Source organism: Rhodopseudomonas sp. P1 (genome assembly GCF_039642825.1).
Classification (GTDB): Bacteria; Pseudomonadota; Alphaproteobacteria; order Rhizobiales; family Xanthobacteraceae; genus Rhodopseudomonas; species Rhodopseudomonas palustris_H.
Genome location: NZ_CP088006.1, coordinates 428,784 through 441,832 on the forward strand (window position 1 = coordinate 428,784; position 13,049 = coordinate 441,832).

Here is a 13,049-nt window from a genome sequence, read left to right on the forward strand (position 1 = left end):
TCTCGGGGGCAACTGAAGCGGTCGCCAAGTTATGGAAAAACAACAAGAAACTGAGCAAGACCAGCGCCGCGCAGCGATCCTGCAGGCCGCCTTCGATGTCTTCGTCGAGAAGGGGTTCGAGGCGGCGACCACCGCCGAGATCGTCCGCCGCGCTCGCACCTCGAAGCGGACGCTGTACGAGTTCTTCGCCAGCAAGCAGGAGATCCTGACGGCGCTGATCCGCTATGGCGCCGCCAGGATGCAGCCGTCGCCGGAGCTCCCGGAGCCGCAAAACCGGCAGCAGTTTCTCGTCGTGCTGGAGCAGTTCGGCCGGATCTTCCTCAGCGAGCTGCTGCATCCGGAGCGGACCGCGATGTATCGGCTGGCGATCGCCGAAGCGGGGCGCGGCGGCGGTTCGGTCGCGCGCGAGCTGGAAGCCAGCGGCCGGGCGCCGGTGACGCAGGCCGCGACGCGGTTCTTCGAGCAGGCTGCGGACCGCGGCATCATCCGCTGCGATGAGGTCGCGACGCTGATCAGCGTGTTCTTTTCAGTGCTGATCGGGATCGCGCCGCTGCAAGCCCTGCTCGGCGAGCCGCCGATCAGCACGGACGCGATGGCGCAACGTGCCGCACTCGCCACGCGGGTTTTGGCGCGGATGCTCGAGCCGGCTTAAACGGAATACGGCAGGGCGTCGTTACGCCTCTTCTTCCAGCCCGCGCTGCATCGCGGCGCGCGCGGCTTCGCGGTGTTCGGGCGTGATGTTGCTGGCGACCATCCGCAGCGCGGTGGCGAGGATCGCGGCGTCGTCGGTGAAGCCCAACACCGGCAGGAAATCGGGCAGGAAATCGAACGGCAGGATGAAGTAAGCGATCGCACCCAGCAGCGCGATCTGGACGTGCCGCGGCGTCTGCCGGTCGAACGCGCAGTAATACGCGGCCAGAATGTCTTCGACGAACGGAAGCCGGACCGCGACGCTTTTGATCTTGCGCCAGAACCGCCGGCGCACCTGTTCCGGGTCCTGCGCCAAGCGGTCGGCAGGTTCGAACCCCACGCTGTGATCAGTCGTCATCGAAGCACTCCCGCGCGCGGCGGAACAAAATGATCGGTCCCGCCGGATTTGGTGATCGGCCGGCGTGCTCGCAAGACTGCGCGTCACTTCGCGCCGCATTGCGCGGCGATCGCGTCCATCGCCTGGGCAAGCCGGATGTCACGCTCGGTGACGCCGCCGGCATCATGAGTCGTCAGCACAACGTCCACCGTCCTGTAAACGTTGCGCCATTCGGGGTGATGATCGGCCTTTTCGGCGACCAGCGCGACCCGCGTCATGAAGCCGAACGCTTCGCCAAAGTCGCGAAACTGATAGCTGCGGCCGATTGCCTCGCGGCCTTCGACCTCGCGCCAGCCGGTGAGGTCCGCCAGCGCGGTCCGTCGGTCTGCTTCAGTTAATCGCTTCATGCCGTGTGTCTCCCAAGTGCCGTCGCCCCGGCACCACCATAATGCAGCCAAACCGCTCGGCTAGCGAAGCAGCAGGCGGCGGAACCAGCGTCCGCTGGGAACTGCTGACGGGACGGGTTCGGATCACGGATGAGCAGCACGCAGCGATTGTCACGGTTGGCGGACGGTTCCGACTCCCTGGAGACGATGCTGCAGCCGTCTTTGCGCTCGCCCTGGCGCCGGATGCTGTTGGTCGTGCTGGCGACGATCCTGTCGCTGATCGGGATCGCCAGCGCGGGTTATTACTTCGCGATGCGGCCCGTCACCCTCAAGATCGCGGTCGGGCCGCAGACCGGCGACGATTACAAGCTGATCCAGGCGCTTGCCCAAGTGTTTGCACGCGAGCGTAATACCGTTCGGTTGCGGCCGGTGGTGACCGATGGTCCGGCCGCGAGCGCGTTGGCGTTGAAGTCCGGCTCCGTCGATCTCGCGGTGATCCGCGGCGACCTGCCGGTTCCGAAGCAGGCCCAGTCGGTGGCCGTGCTGCATAAGAACGTCGCGGTGCTGTGGGCGCCTGCAAGCACGGAGCCGAAAGGCAAACGCAAGGGCAGCAAGAGCGCGGGCATCGCCGCCATCACCGATCTGACCGGCAAGCGGGTCGGCGTCGTCGGTCGCACCGAAGCCAACGCTGGTCTGCTCACGGTGATCCTGCAGCAATACGGCGTCGATCCGTCGAAAGTGCAGACGCTGGCGGTACCGGTGGCCGAAGTCGCCGACGCGGTCCGCACCGGCAAGGTCGATGCGCTGCTGGCCGCCGGTCCGCTCAACAGCAAGATCATCGGCGATGCGGTGGCGGCAACCGCTCACACCGGGCGCGAGCCGGTGTTCCTGTCGATCGAATCCTCCGAAGCGCTGGCAGCCAATCACCCGTCCTATGAGGCGGCGTCGATTCCGGCCGGCGCGTTCGGCGGCGCACCGGCGCGGCCGGACAACGAGATCAAGACCGTCAGCTTTTCGCATTACATCGTGGCGCGCGAAGGCGCCTCCGACACCACGATCGCGACGTTCACCGAGCAATTGTTCACCGCCCGCCAGATCGTGATGGGTGAAGTGCCGCTCGCCGCGAAGATCGAAACGCCCGACACCGACAAGGATGCGGTGATTCCGGTGCAGCCGGGCGCCGCCGCCTATGTGGACGGCGAAGAGAAGAGCTTCCTCGATCGCTACAGCGACCTGATCTGGTTCTCGCTGATGGGATTGTCGCTGATGGGGTCGGCCGGTGCGTGGTTCGCCAGTTTCCTGCGCAAGGATGAACGCACCAGCACGGCGTCGCAGCGCGAGCGGCTGCTCGACATGCTGGCGACCGCGCGCCGCTGCAGTTCGGCCGAAGAACTCGATGCCATGCAGACCGAGGCCGACGCAATCCTGCGCGACACGCTGACGGCTTACGAGAACGGTGCGATCGACAGCGCGGCGCTGACGGCGTTCAGCATCGCGCTGGAGCAGTTCCACAACGCCGTCACCGACCGCAAGCTGCTGCTTGCCGACGTGACGTCGCTACCGCCGGTGCGTGGCGCCCGGCCGCAGGCGGTGTAGCGTTCAGCGCACCAACCGCCGCCAGCCGATCACCACGCCGCTGACCGAGATCACCAGGCCGGCGAGTGACAGCACGATCACCACCAGATCCCAGGCCGGCCGATACGCCAGCAGCACCGGGAAGTCGAAGCTGTGTGGGGCATTGAACAACCACCGATAGCTCCGCGCGCTGGTGTCGCTGCGCCCGAGCAGCTCACCGGTTGCGGGATCGAGGTGAAACCAGGTTGAGGCTGGGTCGTCGAAGCCGACCCGGAGCACCGGCAGCACGCGCTGCCGATGGTGCTGGTACCAATAGGTGTCGTACCGTTCGAGCCGCTGCCGTAGCACCATCGTGGCGTCCGGGAGCAGCGTGGCTGCGGCGGCGATGATCGTTTCCTCCGGCAGCTGTTTTGCCGTGCTGTCTTCAGGATCGGCGGCAGTCTGGCGTCCGTCACGGTGTCCCAGCAGCATTAGCGGCGTGCCGCCGATCCAGGCGAAGCGGGCTTCGACGACGCCCGGAAGAAGCGTGGAGGGAAGCTTGGCAGCGATCGTCGGAGCATCGTGGCCGGCATAGCGCTGCAGCATGTCGCGGCTCTCGCCGCGGCGGGCGAAGGCCTCGCCCGGATTCATCGACAGCCAGCCCGAGGCCATCCAGGTCAGCACGACCACGCCGCCGATCAGCCCGGTGATGTGGTGCCACGCCATCCAGCCGCGATACGGCGTGATCCGGCCCGATGCGTAGCGCCGCCGCAGGCCGGCGCGGAGCAGTCCGATCCAGACGCCGCTCGCCGCGACCGCCATCAAGATGCCAGAGACCCACAGCACCACCTGCCGCCATAGCGGCCCGTCCTGGCGCAGCACTGTGAAGTAGATCCAGTGCGGGATCGCGCCGAACCAATTCCAGATCCGCTCTTGCCGTGTCGTATCGAGCACGATCTCGCCGCCGCGGGACGCAACATAGAGCTCTGTCCCGGCGGCGTCGCCGAGCCCGATCAGGTACAGCGGCCTGAACGGATCGTAGCGCGACGTCACGCTCCATTGGTCGCGATCGACCGCCTCGATCAGCCGCGGCGCGACTGCGGCCGGATGGTGCCGCGCGATCCCCAGCGCCTGATCGGCGCTGACTTGATCGATCTTGCGGCCGTCGACCGCCGAGACGGTGGTGCGCCGGCCGCTCCAGTCGAGCAGACGGTACACCGGCTCGGTATCGAGCATCACCAGCCGCAGGTCGCGCGGATAGTGCGTCACGCCGGCCACCTGCATCGCCTGATCGGGCGGCAGCAAGACGCGCTGCCAGGCGAGGTCGGGCAACGCCGCCCAGCGTTCTTCTTTGTCGAAATGCGGAAACGCGACGTACATCATCACCACGCCGGAGATGAACCACATCGCGAACAGCAGACACCCTGCGATGCCGAGCCAGCGGTGGCCGAGATACAGCCACCGCTTCGCGCGCCTGACGACGCTGGACATCGCTCTAGAACTTCACGTTGTAGGAGAGTTCCGCGGTGCGCGGCATGCCGAGGATCCACTGCGACGTGCCGCCGGAAGTCGCATAGACGGTGTCGAACAGATTATAGACCCGCAGTGCCAGCGTCTGCCGGGCGTCCGGCTTCCACATCAGCCCGGCATTGACGACGTTATAGGCCGGCCGCACCAGCGTATTGGCGTCGTCGGCCCAGGTGTCGCCGACGAGCTGGATGCCGGCATTGGCCGACCAGCCCGGCGCGAACGCCCAGGTCGCCCAGATGTTGCTGACGATCTGCGGCACGTTGTTGGGGACGTTGCCGGCGTAGTTCACCGCCCGGCCGCCGACCACCTGGGTGAAGTCGTCGTATTTGGCCCGCAGCCAGGCGAAGTTGGCGTCGAGCCGGATGGTTTCGGTGACCTTGAGGCCGGCCGAGGCTTCGATGCCGCGCGACGATTGCTGGCCGATCTGCAGCGGATTGGTGTTGGCGGGGTTCTGAGGATCGCGCGCCAGCAGGTTGTTCTTGACGATGTGATACGCCGCCAGGGTCCATTCGGCGCGACCGCCGGCGAGCTGCTGCTTGATGCCGACTTCGACCTGCTTGCCGGTCGACAGCGAGAAGTCGCGGTTCACGCCCGTCATGGTGATCAGGTTGGTGACCGGATCGACCGCGGTCGAATACTGGCCGTAGATCGAGAGGTTCTCGATCGGATTGTACACCGCCCCGACCCGCCAGCTCGGCGCCGAGTAGGTCTTCTCGAAGCTGTTCGAAGGCGAGAGGAAATCGGTGCGCTGCACCGTCGGATTGTCAGAGCGGATGCCGCCGATCAGCGAAAGCTGGTCGGTCAGGCTGAGCCGGTTCTCGGCGAACACGCCATATTGCGTCGTCAGCGTATGGAAGCTCGGCCGTGTCGGGCTCACCGGCAGGAAAGTGCCCGGATCGAAATTGTACGTGGGCACCGAGGAAGTGCCGGCGTAAGGCGAGTTGTTGGTATGGGTGAAGGCGATGCGGTTGACGTCGAAGCCGGCGACGAATTCGTTGGCGAGGCCGAAGACATGGCCCTTGAAGGTGGTGTCGAAGCGGTTGCCGATCTGCTCCTGGTCGTGAAAGATCTCGATATAGGAGCTGCGGTTGATATTTCCGGTGGTCGGGCTGAACGCGTAGCTCTCGACGTCCTTCCAGTGCCGGTGCGTGCTGAGATAGTAGGTGACGTTCTTCACCGAGACGCCTTCGGCAACGTCCCACTCGGTCTTGAGCTGGGTCCAGTTGTCGCGATAGCGGATCGAGGCATCGCCGACATTGTAGTTCTGGAAGCGCAGCGACTCGTCGAGCCGGCCGTTCACCAAAGGCGTGCCGAAATAGCGCGACGGGCTGCGGTCGGCGTAGTCTTCGCTCAGCGTAAAGGCGAGATTGTCGGCGGCCTGTACCCGGACCGAACCGGACACCGCGACGTTCGATGTCTTGTCACGGTCGACCCAGCCGTCCGACATGTTGCCGATCGCCGCCAGCCGATAGCTGACATTGGGATTGATCGGGCCGCCGGAGTCGACCGCGAGACGCCGGGTCAGGTTGGTGTCTAGCGAGATCTCGGCTTCGTTGCGCGCCACATCGAGCGGCTTCTTGGAGATCACGTTGATGGCGCCGCCGATCGCGCCTTCGCCATACATCACCGAGGCCGGGCCGCGCAGCACTTCGATGCTCTGCGCCGTCCAGGTGTCGAACGGGAACGTCATGGTGCCGGAGCCGACATACAGCCGGGTGCCGTCGTAGAGCGACATCACCGTGCCGTTGCCGGTGAAGCCGCGGGTGGTGAAGGCGAGGCCGCCATTTCCCGGGCGCGGGCTCGCGGTGAAGCCCGTGGCGTTCTGCGTCACAGCGTCGATGACGTTGTGCTGACCGCGCTCGGCGATGGTTTCGGCGCGAATCACTTCGACGCTGGCCGGTGTCTGCAGCGGCGTCAGGCCGAGGCGGCTGCCGGTCGAGGACGGGGTGCCGAGGTTGAAGGTCGGGGCGGTCGCCGCGGTCGTCGTCGGCTGAGTGGGCGCGGGGGCGGGCGTCGCGACCGGACGTGCGGCGGCGCGGCGCTGGCGCGACGATCCGGCATTGGCCGTCGCGCGCGGCTTGGCGGCACGTACGGTCTGGCCCTCGACCACGATCGGGTCGAGACCGCGCGGATTGGCCGAGGCGGTTTGCGCAAGGCCGTCGACCGGCCAGAGGAGAGGGACGAGGGCGACAGAGGACAGCAGGCGACGATTGCGCCCGAGAGGCAGAACGGCGGGAGTCATTTTCTTGGCTCGCGGCTAACGTGGCACGTCACCGCGAAACAGGTCTGCCGCAGCCTTCTTGTGGGCTCCGGTTCGACTCGCACCAGGACACCCCGCCCGATGTGCTCGCGTGTGACCACGACTGACGGCAGGTCTCCTGGCTCGCGGGTCGTTGCCGTTCACCGCCTTCCCAGGACGAAAGCCCAGTGGCGTGTGGCGAATGGCTCGCCGCTTACAGTTGCGGGGGCAGCCGCGGAATAGAGCCCGAAGACCCGCACCGCGTTCCCTATTGATCCCTTTCGGGAACCGTCGCTGGGCACGGTATTGGACATACGGCAGCGGTGTCAACGAACCGAACGGAAAAAATCCAGTCAGTCCAAGGGGCAGCGGCTGCACTATGAAATTACCTATCTCGGCGACGATGGATGTGACGTTATAACATTACATAGATGGGTCAAGCGCTCTGAGCAACAAAGCCTGGCCTTAGGCAGCAAACTTACTAAGCCGCTGCCGTTGCGGTCCAAAGGCGCGAACATGCTGGCAGGGGCGATCTGACGTGACCGAGACCATAAAGCGGTCCCGAACCGAGACATTTGAGCAAACCGTCAACGGGCTACTTACGAAGCGCGCGGACCGTTCAACGAAGCCCAGCGCATCAGGGAACGCCTAGCCGAGATCAAGAACGACGTAGGCGCGATTGACTTGGTTCTCGGGACGCTGGGCTATACGGGCGACCTGGACGCCGTCCCTTTTGACCGTGCAGGATTTTGAAAAGACCCACCGCGCGCCGATTGCGAACATTCTAACGGCAATGAAAGCGGCTCTGGAAAAAGGCTGGCGTCTCATTTGTTGAGAGTGAAACACTCCAAGGCATATCGGCGTCCAAGTGGACATAACCGGTTGAATCTGATATTAGAAATGGTGGACCGGTTGGGGATTGGACCCAAGCGTCGCGGGTGGAAATCCAGCTAGCGGCACCAGCCCCGGCCCTCCGCAGAAGCTGCCGACCATGCGCCAACATGATCGACAGCCTCTTTGGTGATCTGGCAGCTTTATGTTGTCATGTACCACCTACCTTTCGACCCGCCCGTCAGCGGGTGCCACACTTGGTTAGAGAGACCACCGGGGCCTTTGTGGCCCCGGATTTCTTTGCATCCGGCAATATCACCCGAAGATCCCCACAGCGGTTGCGGATTGGTTATCGCCGGTTCGGCCGCTGTCCATATTCTTGACGGTTTTTGGAACGCCAACTGAATTGGCGATTTGCCGCCATTTTCTCCGATACTCTGCGTGCCTCCAAGGAAGCCCAGTCGACTCGCTCACAATCAGCGGACCGTTCTTGAGCCAAGGAGGAGTCTTGCCAATCTCTTCCATTACTCTTGGGCACTTCTTGAGATCGACAACGATTGCTCTTTCCTCGCTGAATCGGCCTCCACTTAGCATCCTTTGAAGTATCATGTTTTCATCGATGTCTGACCATCGGAGACCGCGCATCCACTTTTCGTCGCCTTTCGCGATTTCGGAGGGGGGCCCGGTTCACTCAACGGCACCCATTCGCCGATAACATCCATTTGCCGGAGACCTGGGACTTCGAACTGAAAGGCTTGGGCAAGCGCAATGGAATGAAGCCCCCAGCTATGGGCCTGCCTTCTTATGCTGTCCACATGCTCAACCGTCAGCAACCCAACACGCGGCGTTGAACTTGACCTAGGGAAACGCATGTTCCCCAAGATAGAACTTAGCCTAGTGCAGGCGTCATCATTCAGAATCGTAGAGCCGAAGGTCATTAACAATCGGAGTTTGCCAACAACCGCGTGGCCCATAGCCAACTTGCCGTTTGCCGCCCAACTGTCGTCGTACTGACGCTGCACGCGAGCGGCACTCCAATCTCGGACCAGTTCCGCGCCGATCTCGCTGCGCAGGCGATTAAGGGTGAAGTCGTAGTTATTGCGAACGTTATGCTTCAACTGATTGTACGGGGACCGTTCGTCGCTTCGGTACCGGTCAATCAGTCCGCCGAACGTGCCGTCATACTGGTTGGAGGTGGCAGTACGCTCCCGTTTGGGCGGGGGAGCGGTCGTCTCCTGGGTAGGCGGCTCTGACGATCCGTCAGTTGGGGTCAGCCGATAGCCGTAGTCGGCAGCGAGCTTTTCCAGCTCGGCCAGCTTTGCCATCTTGACTTCAAGCGCTCGCGCCGCCTCGATACGTTGAGCGGCTTCGTCCATCAGACGAACCCTCTCACGTTCAAGCTGCTCGCGTATGCTGGCCTTGCTGGTCTCCACGATTGGTCCCGACATTGGGTAGTCGTTGACCGGAACCGAGCATCTCGCTAAAATTAAGCTTCCTACGCTCGGTCCTAGCTGGTGCTCGATTCCGCCTTCGCTACGGCGAGCCGGATTGCTCTACCGCCGAAGATCGCTTCAAACGGCCACCCTCTGGGTGGCTGTTTGTCGTTTTGGAGCATGCCCGATTCCCTTTCTTTCTTCAAGACTGAAAATCCTCGGTTGAGACAGTTGTGAATCGTCGCTCAGCACTCTTTGGCGGTGATCGCTGAATGGATAAGGTGTTGATTTTTATAGACTTTTATCGTGGTGAGATAGCTACATTACGCCGCATAAAGACGGAGGTGCTCCGAGGCACGTTCCGGCGGCCACCGCGCCGAAGCAGGTCTGTCCATCCGCAACCGTCATTGTTATTTCGCGATTTCTGCGTATATTGCGTCGCAACGCGTGCTGGTGCCCGGTCCTATTCGGCCGGGCCTGTTTTTTGCGATTGCAGATTGCGATTGCCCGGCGCGTTTCAGACACAGGCTGGCTGCGGTGCGTCCTTCGGCGATTCGCGCGGTGTGCCTGTGATCGCGCTGATCAGGCAACGCCCGCAGGACCGACAGAGAGCCATGAACCTCCGTAATATCGCTATTATCGCCCACGTCGACCACGGCAAGACCACTCTTGTCGACAAGCTGCTGCAGCAGTCCGGCACCTATCGCGACAACCAGCGCCAGGTCGAACGGGCGATGGACTCCAACGACCTCGAACGCGAGCGTGGCATCACCATTCTGGCGAAGTGCACCTCGGTGGTCTGGGGCGAAACCCACATCAACATCGTCGACACGCCTGGCCACGCCGACTTCGGCGGCGAGGTCGAGCGCATCCTGTCGATGGTCGACGGCGTGATCGTGCTGGTCGACGCCGCCGAAGGCCCGATGCCGCAGACCAAATTCGTGGTCGGCAAGGCGCTCAAGCTCGGCCTCAAGCCGATCGTCGCGATCAACAAGGTCGACCGCTCCGACGCCCGCGTCACCGAAGTGGTCAACGAGGTGTTCGACCTGTTCGCCGCGCTCGACGCCACCGACGAGCAGCTCGACTTCCCGATCCTGTACGGCTCCGGCAAAAACGGCTGGATGTCGGACAAGCCGGACGGCGATGCGAGCGAAGGCATGAAGCCGCTGTTCGAGCTGGTGCTCAAGCACGTTCACGCCCCGGTGGTCGAAGAAGGCCCGTTCCGTCTGCTCGGCACCATCCTCGAAGCCAACCCCTATCTCGGCCGCATCATCACCGGCCGCATCGCGTCGGGCTCGGTGAAGCCGAACCAGGCCGTCAAGGTGCTGTCGCGCGACGGCAAGTTGGTCGAGCAGGGTCGTATCAGCAAGATCCTCGCCTTCCGCGGCCTCGAGCGCGTGCCGCTCGATATCGCCGAAGCCGGTGACATCGTGGCGATCGCCGGCCTGACCAAGGGGACGGTCGCCGACACCTTCTGCGATCCGGCGGTCGATACTCCGATCCAGGCCCAGGCGATCGATCCGCCGACCGTGTCGATGTCGTTCATCGTCAACAACTCGCCGCTCGCCGGCACCGAAGGCGACAAGGTGACCAGCCGCCTGATCCGCGACCGTCTGCTCCGCGAGGCCGAGGGCAACGTCGCGCTGCGCGTCGTCGAATCCGCCGACAAGGACGCGATGGAAGTGTCGGGCCGCGGCGAATTGCAGCTCGCGATCCTGATCGAGAACATGCGCCGTGAAGGATTCGAACTCAGCGTGTCGCGTCCGCGCGTCGTGCTGACCCGCGACGAGAACGGCCAGCTGCTCGAGCCGGTCGAGGAAGTCGTGATCGACGTCGACGAGGAGTTCTCCGGCGTCGTCGTGCAGAAGATGAGCGAACGCAAGGCCGAGATGATCGAGATGCGGCCCTCGGGCGGCAACCGTCTGCGCCTGGTATTCTACGCGCCGACCCGCGGCCTGATCGGTTACCAGGGCGAACTGATGACCGACACCAAGGGCACCGCGATCATGAACCGGCTGTTCCACGACTACCTGCCGTATCGCGGCGAGATCCAGGGCCGCCGCAACGGCGTGCTGATCTCCAACGATCAGGGCGAGGCGGTCGCCTATGCGATGTTCAAGCTCGAAGATCGCGGTCCGATGATGATCGAGCCGGGCTGGAAGGTCTACAAGGGCATGATCGTCGGCGAGCACACCCGCGACAACGATCTCGAGATCAACGTGCTCAAGGGCAAGCAGCTCACCAACATCCGCACCACCTCGAAGGACGAAGCGGTGCGCCTGACGCCGCCGATCCGGATGACGCTCGAAAAGGCGCTGGCCTACATCGAGGACGACGAGCTGGTCGAGATCACCCCGAAGTCGATCCGGCTGCGCAAGCGCCTGCTCGACCCCAACGAGCGCAAGCGCGCCGAGAAGAGCAAGCAGGCGGTCGCCTGATCTCCCTTTCCGTCATTGCGAGCGAAGCGAAGCAATCCAGGGGCCCGTGCACCGAGCTCTGGATTGCTTCGTCGCTTCGCTCCTCGCAATGACGCTGAGAGGTCGGTGATCAATCCGAACGCTGGAACTTGACGCCGTTTCGATACCCGATGCCCGGCCTTCGTGCCGGGCATCGTCGTTTCAGCGGCCCTGACATCCAACCGCCGTCATCGCCATGGTAGAATCGGGCATGCCGTCATCCAGCCTTCCATCATCGGTCGACATCGCGATCATCGGCGCCGGCGCGGCCGGCCTTGGCGCGGCGCGGGCGCTGGAGGGCGCGGGTCTGTCGGTGATCGTGCTGGAAGCGCGCAGCCGGATCGGCGGCCGGGCCTGGACCCGGATGGTGACGCCGGAGATCGCATTCGACGTCGGATGCGGCTGGCTGCATTCGGCCGACGAGAACTCGTTCGTCGGCATCGCCGAGCAGCTCGGCATTGGCATCGACAAGACGCACCCGCCGTGGGGCGAGGCGAGCTTCGGCGATGTGTTTCCCAAGCGCGACCGCGCCGCCTTCGGCAAGGCGCTCGATGCGTTCTACGAGCGGGTCTGGCGCGCGGCGAAAAAGAAAACCGACGTTGCTGCAGCGACCTTGCTCGAGCCGGGCAACCGCTGGAATCCGATGATCGATGCGGTGTCGACCTACGTCAACGGCGCCGAGCTTGATCGCATCTCGGTGCACGATCTCGAATCCTATCGCGACACCGGCATCAATTGGCGGGTTCGCGAAGGCTACGGCACGCTGATTGCGGCCTACGGTGCGCCATGTCCGGTTGCGCTGAACTGTGTGGTCGAGCTGATCGATCACTCCGAGCGGCAGATCAAAATCAAGACCTCGCTCGGCACGCTCAGTGCCAGCCAGGTCATCATCACGGTGCCGACCAATCTGATCGCCGACGAGGCCATCCGGTTTGCGCCGGCGTTGCCGGACAAGGTCGAGGCCGCGCGCCATCTGCCGCTCGGCGTCGACGACAAGGTGATGCTGAAGCTGTCCGATCCGAACGGCTTTCCCGCCGACGGCAACTTACGCGCTGCCACGATGCGGAGCGCGATGGGGACGTATCACCTGCGCCCGTTCGGTCATGATTGCATCGAGGGCTTCTTCGGCGGCCGCTACGCGCGTGAGCTGGAAGACGCCGGCGAGGGGGCGTTCGCCGCGCAGGCGGTCGACGAGATCGCCGATCTGCTCGGCAACGACATCCGCCGCAAGCTGTCGCCGCTGGCGGAATCGCGATGGGCCCACGATCCGTTCGCGCGCGGCGCCTATTCGCACGCGCTGCCCGGCCATGCCGGCGCCCGCGCGGTGCTGGCCGCGCCGGTCGACGGCCGGCTGTTCTTTGCCGGGGAGGCGACCTCGCCGCAGTTCTTCTCGACCGCCCATGGGGCGCGTGATTCGGGCGAGCGTGCAGCGCGACAAGCGATCGATTGTCGCAGCGGTGCAGGTTTCGCCGCGAACTAACTTCCACCCGACGTGTCGCGACTGCCGCAAATCGGCGCGGAAATACGCAGGCCTTCCGGTGAGTTGTCCGATTCCGGCACAGCGCGGGCGGCGTCTGGTGCAGAAAATCCACA

General features: G+C 64.1%; 9 protein-coding genes and 1 riboswitch. Of the genes, 4 read left to right on the forward strand and 5 right to left on the reverse strand.

The window, feature by feature from the left end; all coding sequences use genetic code 11:
- Positions 1-31: 31 nt before the first annotated feature.
- Positions 32-652 (forward strand): TetR/AcrR family transcriptional regulator, encoded by a 621-nt coding sequence (locus LRC39_RS02050; protein ID WP_346296182.1) that lies wholly within the window; start codon positions 32-34, stop codon positions 650-652.
- A gap of 21 nt (positions 653-673) precedes the next feature.
- Here the strand turns inward: LRC39_RS02050 and LRC39_RS02055 are convergent, their stop codons facing one another.
- Both LRC39_RS02055 and LRC39_RS02060 read right to left on the reverse strand, forming a co-directional pair.
- The gene (locus LRC39_RS02055) at positions 674-1,048 is read right to left on the reverse strand and encodes a YkvA family protein (protein WP_164572975.1); all 375 of its coding nucleotides are present in this window, start codon (positions 1,046-1,048) and stop codon (positions 674-676) included.
- Positions 1,049-1,131: 83 nt separating this feature from the next.
- A complete protein-coding gene (locus LRC39_RS02060; RefSeq protein WP_346296183.1) occupies positions 1,132-1,434 on the reverse strand; it encodes a 4a-hydroxytetrahydrobiopterin dehydratase in 303 nt (100 codons plus the stop codon).
- A gap of 129 nt (positions 1,435-1,563) precedes the next feature.
- On the opposite strand from LRC39_RS02060, the gene LRC39_RS02065 reads away from it, so the two are divergent.
- Positions 1,564-3,009, forward strand: a complete 1,446-nt coding sequence (locus LRC39_RS02065) for a TAXI family TRAP transporter solute-binding subunit (protein WP_346296184.1) — start codon at positions 1,564-1,566, stop codon at positions 3,007-3,009.
- 3 nt (positions 3,010-3,012) lie between these two features.
- Here LRC39_RS02065 and LRC39_RS02070 read toward each other — a convergent pair whose 3' ends face one another.
- From LRC39_RS02070 to LRC39_RS02080, 3 genes are all read right to left on the reverse strand, one after another.
- The gene (locus LRC39_RS02070) at positions 3,013-4,458 is read right to left on the reverse strand and encodes a PepSY domain-containing protein (protein WP_346296185.1); all 1,446 of its coding nucleotides are present in this window, start codon (positions 4,456-4,458) and stop codon (positions 3,013-3,015) included.
- Positions 4,459-4,462: 4 nt separating this feature from the next.
- Positions 4,463-6,739: a TonB-dependent receptor gene (locus tag LRC39_RS02075; protein WP_346296186.1), complete on the reverse strand. Its 2,277-nt coding sequence runs from the start codon at positions 6,737-6,739 to the stop codon at positions 4,463-4,465.
- Positions 6,740-6,848: 109 nt separating this feature from the next.
- Positions 6,849-7,044, reverse strand: a riboswitch (cobalamin riboswitch).
- A 1,128-nt stretch (positions 7,045-8,172) separates the two neighbouring features.
- A complete protein-coding gene (locus LRC39_RS02080; RefSeq protein WP_346296187.1) occupies positions 8,173-9,000 on the reverse strand; it encodes a hypothetical protein in 828 nt (275 codons plus the stop codon).
- 614 nt (positions 9,001-9,614) lie between these two features.
- Between LRC39_RS02080 and typA the strand changes: the two genes are divergently transcribed.
- Positions 9,615-11,438 (forward strand): translational GTPase TypA, encoded by a 1,824-nt coding sequence (gene typA / locus LRC39_RS02085; protein ID WP_164603455.1) that lies wholly within the window; start codon positions 9,615-9,617, stop codon positions 11,436-11,438.
- A gap of 229 nt (positions 11,439-11,667) precedes the next feature.
- On the forward strand, positions 11,668-12,936 hold the full coding sequence (locus LRC39_RS02090; RefSeq protein WP_346296188.1) for a flavin monoamine oxidase family protein: 1,269 nt from the start codon (positions 11,668-11,670) through the stop codon (positions 12,934-12,936).
- Positions 12,937-13,049 lie beyond the last annotated feature (113 nt).

Excerpts from the sequence above, each read along its gene's own strand:
- LRC39_RS02075 (WP_346296186.1), bottom strand. The coding sequence starts at position 6,739 with ATGACTCCCGCCGTTCTGCCTCTCGGGCGCAATCGTCGCCTGCTGTCC.
- LRC39_RS02065 (WP_346296184.1), top strand. The coding sequence starts at position 1,564 with ATGAGCAGCACGCAGCGATTGTCACGGTTGGCGGACGGTTCCGACTCC.
- typA (WP_164603455.1), top strand. The coding sequence starts at position 9,615 with ATGAACCTCCGTAATATCGCTATTATCGCCCACGTCGACCACGGCAAG.
- LRC39_RS02090 (WP_346296188.1), top strand. The coding sequence starts at position 11,668 with ATGCCGTCATCCAGCCTTCCATCATCGGTCGACATCGCGATCATCGGC.
- LRC39_RS02060 (WP_346296183.1), bottom strand. The coding sequence starts at position 1,434 with ATGAAGCGATTAACTGAAGCAGACCGACGGACCGCGCTGGCGGACCTC.
- LRC39_RS02050 (WP_346296182.1), top strand. The coding sequence starts at position 32 with ATGGAAAAACAACAAGAAACTGAGCAAGACCAGCGCCGCGCAGCGATC.
- LRC39_RS02055 (WP_164572975.1), bottom strand. The coding sequence starts at position 1,048 with ATGACGACTGATCACAGCGTGGGGTTCGAACCTGCCGACCGCTTGGCG.
- LRC39_RS02070 (WP_346296185.1), bottom strand. The coding sequence starts at position 4,458 with ATGTCCAGCGTCGTCAGGCGCGCGAAGCGGTGGCTGTATCTCGGCCAC.